We start from the raw sequence: 16,005 nt of genomic DNA, 5'->3' as shown, positions 1-16,005 counted from the left end.
CCGCCACGCGCACCTCCGACAACACGTTCACGCATCAAAGCGTATCGCTGCACGACTCAAGGGCCCGCCCCCCAATCCTCATCCGGCGCCCGCCCGCATCGCATCCCACCCGGAGATCCGCCATGCTGACCCGCCGCCTCGTCGCGCCGCTCCTCATGTCCATCGCATTGCCGCTGTCCACATTCGCCATGACCCAGACCCCAACTTCCACGCCGCAGGACACGCCTGCCACCGCCGCAACTGCGGCAGCCGCGCCTGTCGAAGGCAGCTGGCGGCTGGTGTCATACGAGGTCGAGGTCAAGGAAGGCGGCGAGACCTTCCCACCAATGGGCGACCACCCCGCCGGCTACGTGATGTTCGCGCCCGAAGGCCGCGTGTGGTTCGTGCTCACCGGCGAAGGCCGCGAGCCGGGTGAGAGTGCGCAGGAAAAGGCGCGCCTGCTTGAGACCGTGATCGCCTATACCGGCCGTTACCGGATCGAGGGCGATACCTGGATTACCGCGGTCGACGTGGCCTGGAACCCGGCGTGGGTCGGCACAGAGCAGCGCCGCCAGTTCAAGCTCGAAGGCGATCGCCTGCAGGTGTTGACGCCGTGGCGGGTCATGCCGAACTGGGCCGACAAGGGCGAGACGCGCAGCATCATCACCTTCGAACGCGCACGCGAGACGCGTTGAGCATTGAGACGACGGATCGGCGCGGAAGTCGATCCGCCGCAGCGCATGCAGTGCGCCGCGCCAAGCAACTCGTTGGAAGACGCCGGAAAAGGTGATGACCCCGCCGACTGACCTCGGCGCCCGCATCGACCGATACCGTTGCTGCCTTCCGGCCCTGGCGGGATTTTCGATCTAGCGTCGCGAGGGGCCGACGGGGCCACCATGGAGACACGCACCGGGCCTTGCCCGACCCCGCCATAAAGACGGGACGCGGAGTCTAGCAGGCCCGCGGCGACTCGCCTATCCGCCGCAGCACATCACGGCGCACCGATGCGCTCGACCTCGGGCGCGCCGGCCTGCTGGCTGAATCGGAACGCGTAGGAGAGGCGCACGGCGGTCGGGGTTTCGAAGGCATCGTCGGCCTGGCAGGCGTCCGTGCCATCGAAGCTTTCGGGCGCCACGCACAGCAGTGCGGGCGCATAGGTCCATTGGCGCACGGCGGCGATCGCTGCGTCGATGAACCCCGCGACTTCGATCCCCGCAGGCGCTTCGCACGTCGCATCCGTCCGCGCCGCGGCCGCGGCCGCGGACACCGTGCCCGTCGCGTCGATGGCGGCATCGATGCACACCACGACCGGCGCCAGACGCAGCGCCAGCTGGTCCGCCGGATAGACCGGCATTGCGGCCGGCGTGTGGAGATTGGGGTGGATGAAACGACGGTTGCGCTGCATCGCCATGCGCCGCGTGTCCGCGGCCGGCTCGATCAACGATGCACCGACCGCGCCCTGCGGTGGCGGCTCGGGCGGTCGGACCGGTGCGATCGGCGGCGCCGAGGCGCAGCCGACCAGACCCGCGATGCAGACGAGCCACCCGACGCGGCGGATCAAGGCACCGCCTCGCCCGGCACCAGGGCAAGCGCATCGGGCTCGCCCGGCACCAGGGCAAGCGCATCGGGCTCGCGCCCGGTCTTCCAGTATTCGAGAACGTTCCAGTGGTGCGTATCGATCACTGCAATCCGGTCCGCGCCGCTGATCGCGACATAGGCGCGCGGTGCGTCCGGATCGACGATCGCGCCGATCGGCAGCGGCCCATTGCCGAGCAGCGTTGTCTGCAACGCGGCATCTGCCGGCGCCAGTGCGACCGATGCCACCACACCGCGCGATGCGGCGTCGAACACCGACAGCGTGGCTGCGCTCGCATTGGTGACCAGCGCATGCTGGCCGTCGGGCGTGAACACGACACGGATCGGGAAACCCGCACTCGGCAGCGTCGCGACGATGCCGAGCGAATCGGGGTCGTGCACAGTCACGGTGTCGTCGGCGCGATTGGTCACCCAGACGCCGCCATCAGGCGCGATCGCGATACCTTCCGCGCCAGCGCCTGCCGGCCGCTCCGCGGTTGCGCGCATCGTCGTCAGGTCCACGCGCACAACGGTGCCTGCACGGATCTTGCTGACGTACGCGAACGCGCCGTCCTTCGACACCGCGACCATGTGCCCGACACCTTCGCCCACGTTCGCAACGCCCGTCACTGCGCCGCGCGCGATATCGACGCGCAGCAGGGAACCGCTGGCCTCGGTGGTGACCAGTGCGTCGCCATTGGCGAGCAACGCCAAGCCGTGCGGGCGCCCATGTATGCCCAGATCGATGGCGCGCGTGTCGCCATCGACGAGGTCGATCACGGTCAGCGCGTGATGCGCATCCTGGTGGCCGTAGGTGGTGACCACGGCGGAGCGACCATCATGCGAAACGGCGATTTCGTGCGGCGCCGGACCGGTCGCGTATTCCGCAAGACGCGCGCCGGATGCGCGGTCGAGCGCCCAGACCGTGTCGGCCGCCTTGTTGCCGACCAGCAGTCGCGGCGCTGCGTACGCGCCGGACGTGATCGCCAGCAACACCACAGCCAGCATCAGCCGCCTCATGCATCACCTCCGCGTGGCGACTCCGGGTGCAGCCAGCCGGCATCGCCGTCGACATAGCGCTCGTGCTTCCAGATCGGTACGCGATCCTTGATCTCGTCGATGATGTAGCGGCAGGCGTCGAAGGCCGCGCCGCGATGCGCGGCGGTCACGCCGACCCACACGGCCATGTCGCCGATCGCCAGATCGCCGATGCGATGCACGCACAGCGCCGCGCACAGGTCGAACCGCTCGCGCGCCTCGGCGACGACCTTCGCGCCCTCCGCTTCGGCCAGCGCAACATAGGATTCGTAACGCAGACCGCGCACGGGGCGCCCGTCGTTGTGATCACGCACCCAGCCCTCGAAGCTCGCAAATGCCCCTGCACGGTCGTGCTGCACGCGGCGACGCAGTGGCGCCAGATCGACCGGCGCATCGGCCAGCCAGAAGTCGCGATCGTTCATTTCAGCCTCCGCTGACCGGTGGAATGAAGGCAATCTCGCTGCCGGGCAGCAGTGCATCGTCCCAGCGCGCGAATGCGCCATCGACAGCGACGCGCAGGCGATCGACCGGCAACACGAAGCCGTGCCGCGCGCGCAATTCCACGTACAGCGCGCGCAGATCGGGCGCATCGGTGGTCCAGGTTTCCTCGCCCTGTCCCGCGGCATCGCGGAGGCTGGCGAAATACAGCACGCGCACCGCGCTCATCGCGCACCGCCCGCGATCGAGCCGACATCGCGCTTTCCGCCGCGCTTGCCGACGAGCTTCGCCGGGCCCAGCACGATCGCGTGCGACAGCGCCTTGCACATGTCGTAGACGGTCAACGCCGCGATGGTCGCGCCGGTCAGCGCTTCCATCTCCACGCCGGTGCGGTGCGTGGTCTTCACCGTGCATTCGATGCGTAGCTCGCGTTCGCCGTGCCAGTCGATCGCGATGGCGATGCCGTCGATCGGCAGCGGATGGCAGAACGGAATCAGTTCGTGCGTGCGCTTGACCGCCATCGTGCCGGAGATGATCGCGGTGTCGACGATGCCGCCCTTGGCGCTCTTCAAACCATTGGCGTGCAACTGCGCGGCGACATCCGCGGGAAAGCGTACGCGGCATTCCGCGCTGGCGACGCGCGCGGTGGTCGGCTTCGCGGAGACGTCGACCATGGTCGGTCGGCCAGCGGCGTCGATATGGGTCAGCGCTGCGGGCGCCTTGGGTTGTGTGCGGGCCATGCGCCTGCGTCGTGACTGCGGAACCTCAGATGGTACCGGCCCCGGTGTCAGGCGTCCCTTGATGGAAGACCATGCGCCAGCAACCGTCCGCCTCGCACCGCCACCATGAACTGCGCAGCGAGCGGCGCACGTCGCCATCGGCATCGCGACGCACGGTGTACAGGACGCGCGCGACATAGGCACCGACGCGCTGCACGCGCATCGGCAGCGCCTCGTAGGCGACACCGGATTCGTCCGGCAATTGCGCCAGAACTTCAGCCTTGCCGAAGACCGCGCCCGACGCACCGATCTCCAGGAAGTCCTCGGCAATCAGACTGTCGAGACGCGCACGGTCGGCGCGGACCGCCGGATCGAGCAGTGCACGCTCCAGCACTTCGAGATGCGTCAGCAGAGCATCCGCGTCCACGGCTCAGCCGCCGACCAGAAACATCTCGACATGCTTGCGCGGCGCGCGCACGCTGCCGCGCAGTTCGCTGTAGCGATCGGCGCGGCGCGACCACAGGTCAGCCAGCCGCGCCGAAAACGCGGCCTCGCCTTCGCCGATCCAGCTGCGCATCGGCTGGCCGCTGCCGGAGAACAGACAGGTGTAGAGGCTGCCGTCGGCGGAAACACGGGCACGCTGGCAGTCGCCGCAGAACGGCGCGGTGACCGAGCTGATGAAGCCGATCTCGCCGGCCCCATCGATGAAGGCGTGACGCTCGGCCACTTCGCCGCGGTAGTTCGCATCCAGCGCGCGCAGCGGCCAGCGGGCGTCGATACGCGCATGCAGTTCGCGCGACGGCACGACGCGCGCGCGGTCCCAGCCGTTGCAGGTGCCGACGTCCATGTATTCGATGAAACGCAGCACATGCCCGCTGCCACGGAAATGCGCGGCCATGCGCTCGACCTCGTGGTCGTTGACGCCGCGCTGCACGACGCAGTTGAACTTGATTGCCGGGAACCCCGCGCGCTCCGCCGCGGCGATGCCGGCGAGGACATCGTCGATTTCGCCGCGTCCGCCCGACAGGCTGCGGAACAGAGCCGGATCGAGTGCGTCGAGACTGATCGTCAGCCGCTGCAGACCTGCGTCGCGCAGAGCCTGCGCGTGGCGCGCCAGAAGCGATGCGTTCGTGGTCATCGCCAGGTCGGTAATGCCCGGCACCTTCGCCAGCCGTTCGACCAGCGCTGGCAGTCCCTTGCGCAGCAGCGGCTCGCCGCCGGTCAGGCGCAGCTTGTGCATGCCCAGCCGCGCGAAGCCGCGCACCAGGGTCTCGATCTCGTCGAAGGACAGGCGCCCGGCCTGATCGAAGCCGTAGTCGTCGGGCACGCGATCGGCCGGCATGCAATAGCCACAGCGGAAATTGCAGGCCTCAATGACCGACAGACGCAGGTCGTGCAGCGGGCGTCCCAGCCGGTCGAGCGGCGCCTGGGGCGGATGTGGCAGGGCGCTCATGGGGCGAAAGCCTGGCCCATCGCGGGTGGACGCAATGCGAAACGCGCGCCTGGCCGCGCGATGCGCTGGCCGCGCGCTTCCAGCGCGGCGCCGTCGGCTTCAGAGGCATAGTGATAGAGCACGCAGCGCGCGAGCAGGTCTCGCGGATACTCCCGCTCCAGATCGTCAATGCCGCTGTGCGAGGGATTGCCGCGCAGACCGCAGTCGTGGGCGACGAGTTCATCCTGATCGGCGAAGCGCGCCAGCATCTCGGGAATCGGCCGCGTATCACCGCTCCACACCAGACTGCCCGGAAGCCGCAGGCCGTAGGCGGTCTCCGGCCAGTGATGACGCACCGGAAACACTTGCAGTCGCACGCCCTCGTGCCAGAACGCATCGCCGACCGGAATCAGCTGGAACGCATCCCAGAAGTTCGCGCCGCCTTCGGCCAGCACGTTTGGATAGTCGCCCACCCGTTTGTGCAACAGCGGCACCACCGGCGCCGGCACATAGATCGGCAGGCGGCCGCGCCGCGCGGGATCGAAGTAGCGGTCGACGAACAGGCGCTCGAAGCCGGCCACATGATCCAGATGCACATGGGTGACGAACAGCGCCCGCGGCGCTTCGCCGTAATGCGCCAGATACGCGGTCAGGCCTTCCGCGCCGCAGTCGATCGTCAGCCACGGCGCGCCATCGCGTTCGATCGTGGCCATCGGCGAGCCGAGCGACACCGCCGACGCGTTGCCCACGCCCTGGAAGCGCAGCGCCCAGTCGACACTGGCCGTCATCAGGTGCCCCGGCTCCACAACGCGTCGTAGGACCGCCGCAGCCGCGCGAAGTCCTGCTCGACGTCCGCTTCCGGCCGCGCGCCGCGCAACTTCAGCAGCGAACGCTTGAGCCGCGCGAGATTCTGCTCGCGCCAGCGGGTTTCGGGAATGCGCAGGCGCCCGCGGTCGAAATCGATCAGCCAGCCCTTGCCGACACCATCGAACAGGATGTTGTGGGCGTTGAGATCGGCATGGTCGAGACCGGCGCGGTGGAAGCGCGCGATCAGGCGCCCGGTCTGCTCCAGCGGCGCATCCACAGGCGCGTCGACCATGTGATCGGCCAGCGAGCGCACGTCCGGCAGCCGCTCCATCAGGATCCAGGCGCGGTAGCCGAACCCGCGCCGCAGATAGCTCGCGGCGATCGGCTGCGGCACCGGCAGATCGCGCCGCAGCAGCTCACGCAGCAGGCGGAATTCCACGAAGCTGCGCACATGCTGCGTACCGCGCCACAGGTGTTGATCGCGATTGAAGCGCCCGACCATGCCGCCGCGCAGGTATTGCCGCAGCACGCAAGGCCCGTGCGACGCATCGATGAACCAAGCGCCGCCGCGGCCGCTGCCGTCGACGCGCTGGGCACGTTCGCCCCAAGCCGCGGGATCGAACCAGCGTGGATCGGCTTGCCGCAGCTGCGTGCCGTCGAACAGAATGGCGCCGTACGCTCCCGCCTGTCCGCTCGCGCGATCGCCCGCCGGTATCGGCGTCAGGCTCTCGGCGGGATCGAATCTGCTCATCGAAGCGAGTCTATCAAGCCTTGACGCCTGCCCTGCCCGGTTCCGACCCCGCGACACGGGTTTCCAGCCCTGCGTTCGTGCCGCGTTCGATCTGTCTGCTGCGCCTGTCCGCGCTCGGCGATGTCACCCATGTGCTGCCGCTGATCCGCACTCTGCGTGCGGCCTGGCCGGATGTCGCGCTGACCTGGGTGATCGGTAAGGGCGAGCACCGCCTGCTCGAGGGTCTGCCGGGCGTGGACTTCGTGGTCTACGACAAGAAGACCGGCATCGCCGGCATGCGCGCGTTGCGCCGTGAACTCAAGGCGCGCCTCGGCGCAGCCGGCCGGTTCGACGTGCTGCTGCAGATGCAGGTGGCCGCGCGCGCGAACCTGCTGTCGGCGTTCATTCCCGCGCGCAAGCGCGTGGGCTTTGATGCGGCGCGCTCGAAGGATCTGCACGGGCTCTTCGTCAATACGCGCATTCCCGACCGTCCCGGCATCCATGTGCTCGACGCGCTCGGCAGCTTCTGCGAACCGCTCGGTTTGCGGCAGGACCGCGTCGAATGGCACGACATGCCGGTGCCGGCGGAGGCCTTCGAATGGGCGCGCGCGCAGTGGCCGGACGACGGCCGTCCGGTGCTGATGATTTCGCCGTGCTCCAGCCACGTGCGCCGAAACTGGTATCCCGACCGCTACGCGGCGCTCGCCGATCACGCCGCCAGTGCCGGCTGGCGGATCGTGCTGTGCGGCGGTCGCAGCGATCTGGAGCGTGAGACGGCCGACGCGATCCTCGCGGCGATGCGCCATGACGCCCTCGATCTGGTCGGCAAGGACACGCTCAAGCAACTGCCGGCCCTGTTGTCGCGCGCGCAACTGCTGGTCACACCGGATTCCGGGCCGATGCATATCGCCAATGCGATGGGCACCAAGGTGCTGGGCCTGCACGCGGCCAGCAACCCGGAACGCAGTGGCCCCTATTCCGACCGCCGCTTCTGCGTGGACCGTTATGACGATGCCGCGCGCAAGTTCCTCGGCAAGCCGGCCGCGGATCTCAAGTGGGGCACGAAGATCGAGTTCGACGACGTGATGGCACTGGTCACGGTTGACGATGCGATCGAAGCCTTCGAACGCCGCCGCGCCGACCTGGAGCGCGACTGATGGACCCGATCGTCGCCGGCCTGCTCGCCACCCTGGTCGGCGCGATCGTCGGCGGCGGGGTCAGTTTCCTGCTCAACCGGCAACTGCACGCGCAGCAGCTCGAGCGTCTGCGCACCGAACACAAGACCGAGTTCGCCGCCGAGGACACCGCCCGGCATTTCCTGTCGCACCGCGGCTACACCGACCGCTCGTTCGAGGTGCTGCGCAAGCACCTGGGCGGCTTCGAGGACGACGAACTGCGGCGCATCCTCGTGCGCGCGGGCGCGGTGCGCACCTATCGCGACGACAGCAGCGAGTGGTGGCGGCTGCTCAGCCGCATGGACGAGTACATCGATCAGAAAGTGCGGCGCGCGGACGTGACGGCTGCCGACTGAGCCTCAAGTCGGGGGCTTGCCGCCCCGGTAGTCGGCGTAGGACTTCTCTTCGACATAGGCCGAGCCCAGCGCCAGATTGATCGCCTTCTTGATCCGCGCGCGCTCGTCGTTCTCGAAATAGACGCTGCGCGCCAGCTGCACGAAATCCTCGCCGAACTCGCCAGCGCGCTCCTTGACCCGCACCGCGTCCTCGATGTCCCACAGGCGCTCGTTGACCGCCTTGAGCTCCGCGCGCAGCCGCACGATGTCGTGGCCCGCGGCCGGATGGGCCATCCACGTCTGCTCGAGCGCGCTCAGCTCGGTCCGTACGTTGGCAAGCTTGACAGGATCGTCCATCCGCTCGGACTTGATCTGCAGGATCGAGAGCTTGTCGAGAAGTTCGCCGAAGGACACGGGGACGGAGATTTCAGACATGGCAGCGCCGTGGAGGTGAACGGGCTTGCCAGTGTAACGCCGCGCTTGTCGCCCACGCAGAGCGCCCGTATCATTGCGCCCCCGGACGCCGCGAGGCACCGGGAACCATCTGGAGAGGTGGCAGAGCGGTTGAATGTACCTGACTCGAAATCAGGCAGGCGTTTATAGCGCCTCGGGGGTTCGAATCCCCCCCTCTCCGCCAGATATTGGCCTAAGTGCCTGAAAAATAAGCCGCCTTTCGGGGCGGCTTATTTCGTTCCCTACTTTGTACCCTCCGGGCGCATCAGAGCGAATGGACGGGTGGGATCTGCTTCCGCATCGCCCGTAGCTTGGCGGCATGCAACCCGCCTATTCCGAATGTCCGCGTCTTCTCAGGCACCTGCAGGCGCAGGAAGAAGTCGGACTTCGTGAGGTAGCGCAGCGATTGTTCCAAGCAGCCCCACTGTTCCGCATCGGACCGGTGGAGCGTGCCCAGCGCGCAGCGGGTGTACCGCTGCTTGTTCCGGTTGCAGTTGTAGTACATCCCCTTCTCCCCAGTGATGTCCCTGGCCCAGACCCGTCCAATGATGTTGCCGATGATGGAGTCCTTGCGCAGGCGGTTGCCGTCGAGCATCACGGCCAGATGGATGTGATAGCCCTTCTCGATGCCCCACTCGAGCTTCCAGATGTAGGCGAGCAGATACTTCGACATCGGCCCGCGGTCTAACCACCGGATCAACTGCGATCGATAGCCCTGCATCTCTGCTAGATCGACAGGCGGCACTACGAGATCGGCACCTTGAGCCCAGATCACGTGCAGCCCGAGATCGATGCGGAGCGCCATGACCCGCGATCGCTCCGCCCGCAGATGTGCACAAAGGTCACGCACCTGCGCGCCGGTTGCCCTCTCGCCCCGCTTCATCGAGTCGAGACGACGCTTCAATACGGTCCCGCTCCCATAGCGGCGCAGTCGTTCGATAGCCTCATCGAATCGCTCGACGGTGTGGAACGGGTGAGCCTCACGCAGGTGCCTGGTCGCGCGCTTGAAGACGATATACAGCGGACTGAACTCGTGATTCGGAAACTGATACTCCAGCTCCTTGAGTGGGATTCTCAGCAAATCGGCGAAACGTCTGCCGAGAGGTGTGTACTCGACCAGCTCGCCGCGGGGGGTGCTGACAACGCGGCTCAACTTCCCCCTCGTGCGAATAGTCTCGTCGACGACGAGAACGATCCGCTTGAGGTCTTCACCGTAGGAAGACGTCGGGGTCAGGAAGCGGTGACCGTCACGGTCTGCCGCTCGCATCGAATGCAAGTTCAGAGGTGTGCTTTTAAAAGGCATAGGTGTCCCCTCGGGCCTCTGCATGAGGCTCGATCTATTGCGGCTATTAACAACGGGTACTCCGCCGCACGTCGCAGCCATAGCGTGGCCGCGAGCAGGGAAATCCTGCACGCACGTGGAGAGTTTGTGGGCCTGGGCCCCGTTATCGTTGCGGAGTCTCTACATCCGCCGATCGCAACTGCATGAGGTGGGCAAGATAGGCCTCGACTTCACGGGCAATAAATCCGACTGAGTTGCCGATCCTGATCGGCCTAGGGAAGTTGGGATCAAATCTTGGGGAGCGTCGGTCTCCCATTTCGTAGGACGTTGTTCGTCCTATAGACAATACCTCTTGAACCTCTTTCCGCCTCATCACCCGCAGGGGATGAGGGATTTCTCCCATCACTCGTTGATCTCCATTGTTGCGGGATGCTCAATCTGCACCGAGTTTTTCCGGCCGTCAAATAGCCGTGTCCTCTTACTGCAGCACTTGGCGCTAAGGTACTGATTCGTCGTCACGCGGAACCATCTTTCAAGCGCTGCGGAACCAAAAAAACGAGCAGGAGAGAGGGCGGGAGCTCTCGCCCCGCCCTCCGGATCAGTCCCTCAGCACACTGAAGAGTGTTCCTCTGCCTACGGCGAGGACGCCCATAGCGAAGGCTAGGGCGAAGGCTGCGAAGTGCTCCAGCGGCGGGCCGCTTCGGTCGATGATCATCGGTACTACTCCAGTTCGAGACGCGCGTGCGCTTGCAGCGCGCGGGAGGCCTGCTGGCGTCCACATGGGTAGTACGTGGGTCAAATTCTTTTGCTCACCCACATGGCAGGCCGTTCGGGGGCGGGCGCAGTTGGTGCGCTCTCACTCGGTCGAGCATTTCCGGCGATGCCGGCCAGAAGGCCTTGCTGTGCGGCAGCTATGCGGGCATTGAGACCTTCGATCGTGCGGTCGATCGCTGCGATTCGCTCCTCCTGCTTGGCTGCATCGGGAAGCGGCGTGCGCTCCGCTCTGGCCTTCGTTTCGTAGGCCTCTCGAAGAAGAGCCTTCAGTCGCTCGAGCTCGGCCACGTCCATCAACATCTCCATGCCAGTTGGAGCGGCGACGCTACCACGCGGAGCGAGCTGGACGGCGTAGGTGATCCCCGACGTAAGGCGGGGGTATTCCGCGATTGCTCCCAAAGAGCGGCGAATCCACGATGAGAGCCACAGCACGTGCGCGCGCCGCGGCCCTACACCTCTCCCCTTAGGATGTCGCCGCTCCGCCGGTTTACGCCCAGCGCACGTTGCTGCTCTACGTTGTCGGAGTTTGCGTGTGATCGTAATTCGCGAGTCGGGCGATGGCCGGTACGAGGTCTATGCGAAAGGCCACCACTGGGAGGCGTTCCCGGGCCCGCTGGGGGCGATCCTGACCGCCCAGGGGCTGGCTGAGCGCATTGCTCCGGAATGCGGCGGCGACGTGCTGATCGAAACCCCTTGGGGCAGCAAGCTGATACGCACGTCCTGCAGCAGCCCCGTTGTGACGGAGCCGACCGAGGCCCCGGCGGCCTGAGCACGCTCCTCTATCGCATGCGTGAGCGGTAGCTGTTCACCATCTCGTCGGTGATGTCCGAGGGAAAGCACAGCGGCGCATTGCCCCCGGGGCGGCTGTATGAACTCCGTCCACCGCACCGGCTTCCGTTGCTGGCGGCGTGGTACGGACATGGGCAATTGCCAGGCGTCCTGCTAATTGACTCTTCGATCATCGCTTGCTTGACCTGCGCATCGGTCGGCCGCGGAGCGTCCGCCGAAGCCGCGCAGCTAATCGCAAGCAGCACACCTAGCGTGCCAGCCCTGAGAATATTCATTCGACTCCCCCTGTTGGAGGTCGAAGCTTGGTGAGGGGGTCGCCCTACGGATGTAGGAAGAACCTTATATCCGGATAGGGGAAAACCGCTGACCTCGCGGGCTAGGTCTGCGCCATTACGCCCTCAGCTCACCAGACCGGTCCCTTCCAGTGGTCACGATCACTCGTCCGCTTGCATTGAAACGATCACGCCGCCTCCCGGTACTCGTAGAAGGGATGCCGCTTGTCGTCGAAGATCGCGTAGAGAGCGGCGAGGTTCGCGGGGTCCGGACTGAGCCACGCGTCGACGTGTTCGGGTTTGATGTTGATGATCGTCCGGTCGTGGCCGGCGGCGGCCACCTCGGGTTCTGGATCGTCGGTGATGGCAGCGAACGACAGCAGATCTGGCTCGACGCCCTTCGGGTCCTTCCAGTGCGACCAGAGGCAGGCGATCAGCATCGGCTCGCCAGTGCTGGGCACGAATTCGAGCCGCTTGTTCTGGCCGTCCTCGCCTTCGACGTTCTCGTAGAACCGGTCCGCGACCATGATCCCGTGGCTGAAGCCGTACAGGCCGCCCCAGAACCCTTCGAGATTGTCGCGCCTGGCGTTGTAGGTGCCGGGGAACTTGCCGTCATAGAAGGCGGGCTTGCCTGCGGGGCGGCACTGGTAGCGCATGGGCTTCAGCACGAGCTGGCCGTTCTCGACGATCAGCACCGGGGCGTAGGTGCCCGGGAAGATGCGGCTGTCGGCAGGCTGGGCCTCGGTGCGCTTGAGCGCCGCGATGCGCGCCATGGCGAGTTCGACTTTGGTCGAACCGATCCGCACGTCCTCCTGGGCTTTCTTCGTGACCCTGGTCTGCAGCTTCCGCCCGGCATCGGCAACGCGCCGGCGCTGGGCGAACACCTCCTGCTCGAGCGCAGAGATGGCGGCGGCATCGGCCTGTAGAAGGTTCGCCACAAGATCCGGCGGCCCGATCTGCTGCAGCTCCCGGACCAGCGCGCGCGGCGCCTTCGCCATCGGGTTCTTGCCGCGATCCCACCAGAACGTTTTCACGTATGTCTTCACGTCCATCTTCACCTCAGGGAAGGCGCCGGTATCGCTTGAGTTCGGCATAGACCTGGGCGGAGTAGCACATACGCGAGGCTCAGGAGAAAGGGGCGCCAATCTTGTCGCGTGGATGTCGCAGCCGACGAGAAGGCGCGTTGATGGGAGCGAAGATCATGGTCGGCGAGTAGGCCGGGCGGCTCCCGGGCCCAAGAGCTTTTGAAGACGATCACAGGCATCGTCAGCGCCACCCGTGACCTGCAACGTCGGCGGCGGGACCTGCAGCGCGCCAGTGGTACGGCGCGAGGCCCAGAAGGCCGCTAGGTCGTCAGGGTGGATGCGGTCGGACTTCGGGCCCTCGCCCAACCGCACGGCGACAAGGTGACCGGAGGCCATCGCCCGGCGCAAGGTCTTGACGCTGCAGCCGGACTGGTCGGCCGCCTGTGCGAGCGTCAGGAGCTTCTCGATGGTCAAAGGAACCTCCTAGGCGGCCTGACTTGAGCATCTCACTCCGTGCGACCCGTTGCCGGATGATGATCGCCATGCCTTCCAGACACGCCACCAAAGCTGCCCTACGCCGCTCCCGCGAGCCGCTGGTCATTCCGCCAGAGGGTCTCGCTGAGATGCCTTCCCTAGGCCACTCGATCTTCAATGACCGCGGATGGCGGAATCCCGTGGTGGGCGACGACTACGTGCGAACCGAATGGCAGGCGTTCTCCAGCGCTCCAGGCTGTTCTGGCACGCTGGCCCGCGTGGTTCTGGCCGCGGAGGGAGCATTCAAGGTGAGCAGCGGAGAGTCGTTCGCCATGGTGGCCGACCCGCAGGTGGCACTCGAGCTGGCCGCGGGCTGGGCGATGGCGCGACTGGAGCCTTGAGCTGAAGGCGTTGCCCTTGGAGTGGCCGCGCTTCATGCTGCAGCCCTCAAATCAAAGGGGTGCGCATGGACGCAATACTGACGCTCAGCGGCGGCGACGCCGCGGCGTGGACTCAAGCGATCTTGTCGGGCGCCGGCATCATCCTCGCGGCCTTCATGCCGCTCTACATGCGTTGGTCGCAGCGCCACTTTGATACGTCCAAAATCGTGGCTGCTCTCGATCTCGCTACTCATCATGCTGAGAGGGCTGTCGATCTCCGCTCGGTCCTCGAGCAAGATCGGAACAATCACGACGAGACGCTTATATGGCGAGGAATCAGCAGCGCCCTTGAGAACCTCTCCCCTTCTGCTCTTCCGACACCCAAGCTTCTCCAACACTTGGTCATTGCTCGGGCGGTCGCCGAGAGACAGGTCAGCACCATCCGAAATATTGCGGAACGTGGCCTCGGTGATCACGCATATTCCGCACTGGTCGCAGCGCAAATGACGCTTCGCGATATCGCGGCGGACGCCCGAGCCGGGAAGTAACTGACCTGCTGTCACGCCGCCTGCGATCAGGGTTCAATCGTCCGCTTCACGTTGTCGTGCCGCTTTTCTACCAGCTCAGCAATCTCCCGGCTGGTGACAGTTGCCTGCCCTGTTCCGATCAGGACAGCAAAAACCCCGCCGGAGCGGGGTTGATATTGGATGGATGACCGTGGAGCGTGCGCTATGGGGAGCGCGCATCGCTCACGTAAAGACGAGTGATCGCTCCATCGCGCAACGTAGCCTTCGCGGTCACGCGCAACGGAGCCTGGGTAGTGAAGGCCTGCATGTAGAGATTGCCGGGAACAGCGAACGCTGGATCGATGATCTGCGCAGCGACACGCGCATCATCGTCGCCATCGCCCAACCGTAGCTTGGCGCTGCTCGATTCAAGATCCAGTTCGGTGATGCGCACGATGTAGGGCCGCGCGTCGTCCACCTCATCTGGCGTATCCGAACGAATCGCCTCGGCGGTGGGGATGTCGATCTTGGCAACGCCGCCGATGGTCATACTGGTGCAGGTGCCACCCACAGGCGTGACAGCACGACGCAACGCCGGGCGGGTGCCTTCGGCGACGCGTTCGAGGGTCTGGGTCAGGGCCTGGATGGTCGCTTGGTTGCCTTGCGCCATCTCGTGAATGGCCCTGTCCAGCGAGTCCTTGAGCATCTTCATCTCAGTGCTCTTGTTGGAATTTCGGGCGACTAGCCACGTTACTATAACGCCGATAACGGCGCCGATACTGCCCTGCAACATGCCTTGTTGCTGAACAAACTGCAGCGCCGCATCGATGCGAAAACAGTTGGCTTTCGGCTCTTCCAGTGCGACCACGCGGACGTCTAGCGCCTGCACCTGTTTTGCGTATTTTCCGGTCACTACGAAGTGGCCAACTACGCCGAGAACCTTCGACATGCCTTGAAGTGATTCGCCAAGGGCGGCGAGGTCAATCTGATGCGATTCAGCATCGAGGCCGTCGTACCGGATGGGAATTACAGCTATTTCGTTCGGCCCGTGAGGGGTTTCGACTTCGGTCCAGTCCATGTCGCAATCAATCCTTTATGGGGTGATCAATCTGGCCGGGGCATGCACGACCTCTCCCAGCTCGCGATCCAACGCACCGGTCGACCAGCTAGACAAGGTTACGGGTGTCGCCGGTCTGCCTGTCCCGCGGACCCAGGCTGTTCGTCCGCGTGGCGCGGACTTTGACACAACCCAGCGAGGCCCGCACCGCCCCAAGCCGGCTAGCGGTCTCAGCCCGTGCGACGGTCGACCGTCAGCCTGCGGCCACACACAAAGGGAGTTGAGGATGAACTGGACCGTGGTGATGCTGAGAGGAGCGCGCTTGCCGGCAATGGGCCTCGCCGTCGCGCTGGTGATCATGTGGGCGGCGTGGAACCTGCGAGACACGCCGCACGGCGCGGCATTTGTCGAACCCTTCCGCTGGGGAAGCTTTGTGTTGTTAGCGCTCGCCTCGATGGCCTACGGCCACTTCGTCTACCGATTGATTCGTTGGGAGCGAACGCAAGGAGACCAAGGATGCGATCGCTGCGGTGGTCCGACCGGCCATCGGCAGGACGGGCGCGTCATGTACGGCAGGCAGCTCCCCGACTTCCGGCGGTGCTACAACTGCGGGAAAGCTAGTCCGCAGAGCTGATCGGGCGGTTCATCAACCAGGAAACGAGAGGAAAGATCGATGAGTAAGGATCGCACTCCGCCGCCACGTCCGGCCCAGCCTTCTGAGAAGAAGACCTCGCATACGCCTCCACTGCGCATGCCGCCCCCACC

At 65.8% G+C, this 16,005-nt stretch carries 22 protein-coding genes, 1 tRNA gene, 1 other RNA gene and 1 pseudogene; 8 read left to right on the top strand and 17 right to left on the bottom strand.

Annotated features, from left to right (window positions below):
* The first annotated feature begins 122 nt into the window (after positions 1–122).
* On the top strand, positions 123–674 hold the full coding sequence (locus tag J2W68_RS07240) for a lipocalin-like domain-containing protein (RefSeq protein ID WP_310234059.1): 552 nt from the start codon (positions 123–125) through the stop codon (positions 672–674).
* Between the two features lie 97 nt (positions 675–771).
* Here the strand turns inward: J2W68_RS07240 and ffs are convergent.
* From ffs to J2W68_RS07190, 10 genes are all read right to left on the bottom strand, one after another.
* An RNA gene (gene ffs / locus J2W68_RS07235) (signal recognition particle sRNA small type) lies at positions 772–868 on the bottom strand.
* Between the two features lie 102 nt (positions 869–970).
* A complete protein-coding gene (locus J2W68_RS07230) occupies positions 971–1,540 on the bottom strand; it encodes a hypothetical protein (protein ID WP_310234057.1) in 570 nt (189 codons plus the stop codon).
* Complete coding sequence (locus J2W68_RS07225) at positions 1,537–2,574, bottom strand: gluconolaconase (protein WP_310234054.1); 1,038 nt, start codon at positions 2,572–2,574, stop codon at positions 1,537–1,539. The genes J2W68_RS07230 and J2W68_RS07225 overlap by 4 nt, the downstream gene beginning before the upstream one ends.
* Positions 2,571–3,014, bottom strand: a complete 444-nt coding sequence (locus J2W68_RS07220; RefSeq protein ID WP_310234052.1) for a molybdenum cofactor biosynthesis protein MoaE — start codon at positions 3,012–3,014, stop codon at positions 2,571–2,573. The genes J2W68_RS07225 and J2W68_RS07220 overlap by 4 nt, the downstream gene beginning before the upstream one ends.
* 1 nt (position 3,015) lies before the next feature.
* The gene (locus tag J2W68_RS07215) at positions 3,016–3,258 is read right to left on the bottom strand and encodes a MoaD/ThiS family protein (RefSeq protein WP_310234050.1); all 243 of its coding nucleotides are present in this window, start codon (positions 3,256–3,258) and stop codon (positions 3,016–3,018) included.
* Positions 3,255–3,770 (bottom strand): cyclic pyranopterin monophosphate synthase MoaC, encoded by a 516-nt coding sequence (gene moaC, locus J2W68_RS07210; RefSeq protein WP_310234049.1) that lies wholly within the window; start codon positions 3,768–3,770, stop codon positions 3,255–3,257. Before moaC ends, J2W68_RS07215 begins: the two co-directional genes overlap by 4 nt.
* A 25-nt stretch (positions 3,771–3,795) precedes the next feature.
* Positions 3,796–4,176 carry a DUF4440 domain-containing protein gene (locus J2W68_RS07205; RefSeq protein ID WP_310234047.1) on the bottom strand — a complete coding sequence of 127 codons (381 nt, stop codon included), beginning with the start codon at positions 4,174–4,176 and terminating at the stop codon, positions 3,796–3,798.
* Between the two features lie 3 nt (positions 4,177–4,179).
* The gene (gene moaA, locus J2W68_RS07200) at positions 4,180–5,202 is read right to left on the bottom strand and encodes a GTP 3',8-cyclase MoaA (protein WP_310234044.1); all 1,023 of its coding nucleotides are present in this window, start codon (positions 5,200–5,202) and stop codon (positions 4,180–4,182) included.
* Positions 5,199–5,969, bottom strand: coding sequence for an MBL fold metallo-hydrolase (locus tag J2W68_RS07195; RefSeq protein WP_310234041.1), 771 nt, complete (start codon positions 5,967–5,969; stop codon positions 5,199–5,201). Before J2W68_RS07195 ends, moaA begins: the two co-directional genes overlap by 4 nt.
* Positions 5,969–6,739, bottom strand: coding sequence for a 3-deoxy-D-manno-octulosonic acid kinase (locus tag J2W68_RS07190; RefSeq protein WP_310234039.1), 771 nt, complete (start codon positions 6,737–6,739; stop codon positions 5,969–5,971). The genes J2W68_RS07195 and J2W68_RS07190 overlap by 1 nt, the downstream gene beginning before the upstream one ends.
* Positions 6,740–6,771: 32 nt before the next feature.
* Here J2W68_RS07190 and J2W68_RS07185 point away from each other — a divergent pair, with 32 nt between their 5' ends.
* Entirely contained in the window at positions 6,772–7,875 is a 1,104-nt protein-coding gene (locus tag J2W68_RS07185) for a glycosyltransferase family 9 protein (protein ID WP_430539691.1), read from the top strand.
* Positions 7,875–8,249, top strand: a complete 375-nt coding sequence (locus J2W68_RS07180) for a hypothetical protein (protein ID WP_310234037.1) — start codon at positions 7,875–7,877, stop codon at positions 8,247–8,249. The genes J2W68_RS07185 and J2W68_RS07180 overlap by 1 nt, the downstream gene beginning before the upstream one ends.
* 3 nt (positions 8,250–8,252) lie before the next feature.
* Here J2W68_RS07180 and J2W68_RS07175 read toward each other — a convergent pair whose 3' ends face one another.
* Complete coding sequence (locus J2W68_RS07175) at positions 8,253–8,663, bottom strand: DUF6165 family protein (protein WP_310234035.1); 411 nt, start codon at positions 8,661–8,663, stop codon at positions 8,253–8,255.
* A gap of 111 nt (positions 8,664–8,774) precedes the next feature.
* Here J2W68_RS07175 and J2W68_RS07170 point away from each other — a divergent pair.
* Positions 8,775–8,865 (top strand) — tRNA-Ser (locus J2W68_RS07170).
* A gap of 81 nt (positions 8,866–8,946) precedes the next feature.
* Here J2W68_RS07170 and J2W68_RS07165 read toward each other — a convergent pair.
* The 3 genes from J2W68_RS07165 to J2W68_RS07160 all read right to left on the bottom strand — a co-directional run bounded on the left by J2W68_RS07165 (position 8,947) and on the right by J2W68_RS07160 (position 11,031).
* Positions 8,947–9,984 carry a YagK/YfjJ domain-containing protein gene (locus J2W68_RS07165; RefSeq protein WP_310234034.1) on the bottom strand — a complete coding sequence of 346 codons (1,038 nt, stop codon included), beginning with the start codon at positions 9,982–9,984 and terminating at the stop codon, positions 8,947–8,949.
* Between the two features lie 142 nt (positions 9,985–10,126).
* Positions 10,127–10,336, bottom strand: coding sequence for a helix-turn-helix transcriptional regulator (locus J2W68_RS18010; protein WP_430539690.1), 210 nt, complete (start codon positions 10,334–10,336; stop codon positions 10,127–10,129).
* 422 nt (positions 10,337–10,758) lie between these two features.
* Positions 10,759–11,031 carry a hypothetical protein gene (locus J2W68_RS07160; protein ID WP_310234032.1) on the bottom strand — a complete coding sequence of 91 codons (273 nt, stop codon included), beginning with the start codon at positions 11,029–11,031 and terminating at the stop codon, positions 10,759–10,761.
* A 238-nt stretch (positions 11,032–11,269) separates the two neighbouring features.
* Here J2W68_RS07160 and J2W68_RS07155 point away from each other — a divergent pair, with 238 nt between their 5' ends.
* Complete coding sequence (locus J2W68_RS07155; protein ID WP_310234030.1) at positions 11,270–11,506, top strand: hypothetical protein; 237 nt, start codon at positions 11,270–11,272, stop codon at positions 11,504–11,506.
* A 480-nt stretch (positions 11,507–11,986) separates the two neighbouring features.
* On the opposite strand, the pseudogene J2W68_RS07150 reads toward J2W68_RS07155, so the two are convergent.
* Positions 11,987–12,914 (bottom strand): annotated as a pseudogene (locus J2W68_RS07150) (SOS response-associated peptidase family protein).
* An 83-nt stretch (positions 12,915–12,997) separates the two neighbouring features.
* Entirely contained in the window at positions 12,998–13,297 is a 300-nt protein-coding gene (locus tag J2W68_RS07145; protein WP_310234026.1) for a helix-turn-helix domain-containing protein, read from the bottom strand.
* A gap of 23 nt (positions 13,298–13,320) precedes the next feature.
* Between J2W68_RS07145 and J2W68_RS07140 the strand changes: the two genes are divergently transcribed.
* Complete coding sequence (locus J2W68_RS07140; protein ID WP_310234024.1) at positions 13,321–13,698, top strand: hypothetical protein; 378 nt, start codon at positions 13,321–13,323, stop codon at positions 13,696–13,698.
* A 65-nt stretch (positions 13,699–13,763) separates the two neighbouring features.
* Positions 13,764–14,225, top strand: a complete 462-nt coding sequence (locus J2W68_RS07135; protein WP_310234022.1) for a hypothetical protein — start codon at positions 13,764–13,766, stop codon at positions 14,223–14,225.
* Between the two features lie 181 nt (positions 14,226–14,406).
* Here the strand turns inward: J2W68_RS07135 and J2W68_RS07130 are convergent, their stop codons facing one another.
* On the bottom strand, positions 14,407–15,261 hold the full coding sequence (locus J2W68_RS07130; protein ID WP_310234019.1) for a hypothetical protein: 855 nt from the start codon (positions 15,259–15,261) through the stop codon (positions 14,407–14,409).
* A 265-nt stretch (positions 15,262–15,526) separates the two neighbouring features.
* On the opposite strand from J2W68_RS07130, the gene J2W68_RS07125 reads away from it, so the two are divergent.
* Entirely contained in the window at positions 15,527–15,874 is a 348-nt protein-coding gene (locus tag J2W68_RS07125; protein ID WP_310234018.1) for a hypothetical protein, read from the top strand.
* The last annotated feature ends 131 nt before the right edge of the window (positions 15,875–16,005 follow it).

Origin of the sequence: Luteimonas terrae (assembly GCF_031457535.1) — a bacterium.
Taxonomy (GTDB): domain Bacteria; phylum Pseudomonadota; class Gammaproteobacteria; order Xanthomonadales; family Xanthomonadaceae; genus Luteimonas; species Luteimonas terrae_A.
This window is presented reverse-complemented; position numbering and strand designations above follow the sequence as displayed.